The 2,556-nt window shown below is 62.4% G+C and carries 3 protein-coding genes; all 3 read right to left on the bottom strand.

Annotated elements, in window-relative coordinates; all coding sequences use genetic code 11:
* On the bottom strand, window positions 1-1,630 hold a 1,630-nt coding region (locus V7Q10_RS15525), incomplete at its 3' end, for a preprotein translocase subunit SecA (protein ID WP_333870045.1).
* A gap of 45 nt (window positions 1,631-1,675) precedes the next feature.
* Window positions 1,676-1,996, bottom strand: a complete 321-nt coding sequence (locus V7Q10_RS15520) for a hypothetical protein (protein WP_333870044.1) — start codon at window positions 1,994-1,996, stop codon at window positions 1,676-1,678.
* Window positions 1,993-2,421, bottom strand: a complete 429-nt coding sequence (locus V7Q10_RS15515) for a hypothetical protein (RefSeq protein WP_442885884.1) — start codon at window positions 2,419-2,421, stop codon at window positions 1,993-1,995. Before V7Q10_RS15515 ends, V7Q10_RS15520 begins: the two co-directional genes overlap by 4 nt.
* Window positions 2,422-2,556 lie beyond the last annotated feature (135 nt).

The raw sequence follows: 2,556 nt of genomic DNA, 5'->3' as shown, positions 1-2,556 counted from the left end.
CTGCCGCGCCGGAAATCGCTAGGGTGACATCACGGCTACGCTCGCGGTGCAGCATCGTGGCGCGGGTTCTGGCCTGCTTTTTATCATCAATCAGCTGACAAAGCCGCATCACCGCATAACAGCCGCGGGGCAGACCGGCTTGCAACAGGCGGGTCGCCAGACTGCGCAGTCTTTGGTCGCTGCGCGCAATCAGATCGTCTTCCAGACTCAGCCAAAGCTCGACCTGCCCCGGATCGCCTTGCCGACCACAGCGGCCGGCAAGCTGCAAATCCAAGCGCGGACTTTCGTGCAATTCGGTAAGGATCACATGCAGCCCACCGCTGGCCTTGGTCTGGGCGCTGATGCGAATATCGGTGCCGCGCCCAGCCATATTGGTGGCCACCGTCACACAGCCCGCCTGCCCTGCCGCGCCAATGATCTCTGCCTCACGTTCGCCGCTATGGGCGTTCAGCACCAGATGCGGCTGTTCGGCCAGATGCGCAGAGACCTGCTCCGAGGCGAAAACCGTGCGCGTGCCGACCAATATCGCCGCCCCGCCCGCGCGAAGCGCGCCGACGCGGGCCGCAACCGCTGTCCAGCGCGCTTGAGAGGTCGCGAAAATCTGTGCCTGGGACCAAAGCCGAAGATCAGGCTTGCGCCCCGGAATCCGGCGCACATGCAGACCATAGACATTCCACAACTCGGCCGCCGCAGGGCTCGCTGTCGCCGTCATGCCGCACAGGCGTTGATAGCGACGAAAAAACGTCTGAAGCGTGATCCGCCCAATGGTGCGCACCGGCAGGGTCAGCGCCAGCCCCTCTTTCAGCTCGATCATCTGATGCAGCCCATCCGACCAAGACCGATCCGGCATTGGGCGGCCGGTGCTTTCGTCAATCACAACCACCTTGCCGTCTTGCAGCAGGTAGTCGCGGTCGCGCGAAAACACATGCAGCGCGTTCAGGGCCTGCAAGACCGCGTGATCTCGGATCGCGGCAACCCGCATTGGACCGTTTTGGGCGATTGGATGACGCTCGAGCCACTGCCGCCCCTCGGCCGTAATATAGGCCATGCGGCGGCGCGCCAAAATCTGATAGCCGCGGGTGGCGGGCATCTCTTGTGCCACCGCCATCGCGCGGCGTAGATCCTCGACCGTGACGCCCCCCATATTGGCCGAGCCTTCAGACAAAATGAACGGCATGCAGGCCTGATCCAGCAGCACCGAATCCGCCTCGTCGATGATCGCGCAGGGCAGCCCCTGCATGGTGAAATCGCCCAATTTTCGCCCGCGAGAGGTGAGGCGCGCCGCCCAAGAGCGTCTGCGCCGATCGGCCCCCTCGGCCAGCAAACCATCGCGTAAATAGTCAAAAACGATCTGTTTGGCGGTGCCGAAAACGATATCGCAGCCATAGGCAGTGCGTCGGGTGGTTGGGTCTTGCCCCTCTTCGACCAGCCCCGCCCGTAGCTCCAGCGCGGCAAATATCGGCAAAAACGTCTCGTGGTCGCGGCGGGCCAGATAATCATTTACCGTAAACAGATGCACCCGCACCCCGCCCAAAGCATAGGTGGCCGCTGCAAGCGCTGCGGTCAGCGATTTGCCCTCGCCGGTGCGCATCTCGGCGATATGACCGGTCAGATTTGCCCAAGCCGCCAAAAGCTGCACCTCGAAGGGCCGCTGTCCGATGTGCTGAGAGGATAATTATCCAATCAATGCAAAGGCTTGCCCCACGGCAACCGGATCTGCGCGCCTGCCCCGAAACATCTTGCGCAAGCGCAGCCGCATCGCCGGCAGCGCCTGCACCAGCTCGGCCGGCGCTTTGCCCGCAAGCTTTTGCGCCGCAGCCTGCGTCTGCACCACCACCGGATGGCCCAGCCGAAGCGGGCGCACCCGTGCCGCCAGCGCCGCAAAGGGGGCCAAAACCCCACGCGCGGCACTATCAAAGGCCGAAGGCTCCACAGTTTCGCGCTCGGGATATTCATCCCAAAGCGGCAGCGTCAAACCTGTTGCGCTCGGCCTCATGTCTTCATCTGCCGCAAGAAGGTCTGCCGCAGCCAGCGCATCACCCGATACCCAATCGGCTCGGTGCCATGATCGAAATGCACCAAAACCCGCTCGCCAATCAGCGTTGGCGGCAACTTAGCGTCAGGCGACAGATCAAACTGAAACAGGCTATCAACCGAATGCCCCCGCTGCGGGTCAGAGGGGTCAGCTAAAATATCACCACCCCCCACGGTTGAAAGCGCAGGCGACGGCAGTAGAAACGAGCCTTCGGGCACAAAGGCCGAAACATGCGCCGGAATGCGCAGATTTTGATCGCGCAGCAGCCGGATATCAACCGCCTTCAGCCTGCCGCGCACCAATTCCGCCGCATCTTGCCCCAAGGCCACCCGAATGGTCAGGCCCGCATTGCTCCAAACATAGCCCAATTCGTCGCCATGATGCACAAAGCGCCCTGGCAGATCGACCCGCTCGGGGATCCAAACCTGCCCAGCCCGCGGGGCCCGAATGATCAGATTGCTCTGCGTTTTTTTTCAAATTATCAACGGCTTGCGTGGCGAAGATGATCTGCTCTTCCAAGA

Source organism: Cypionkella sp. (genome assembly GCF_036782355.1).
Lineage (GTDB): Bacteria > Pseudomonadota > Alphaproteobacteria > Rhodobacterales > Rhodobacteraceae > Cypionkella.
This window is presented reverse-complemented; position numbering and strand designations above follow the sequence as displayed.

Bases quoted from the DNA above. Each gene is read 5' to 3' on its own strand.
- V7Q10_RS15520 (WP_333870044.1), bottom strand. From the start codon at position 1,996: ATGAGGCCGAGCGCAACAGGTTTGACGCTGCCGCTTTGGGATGAATAT.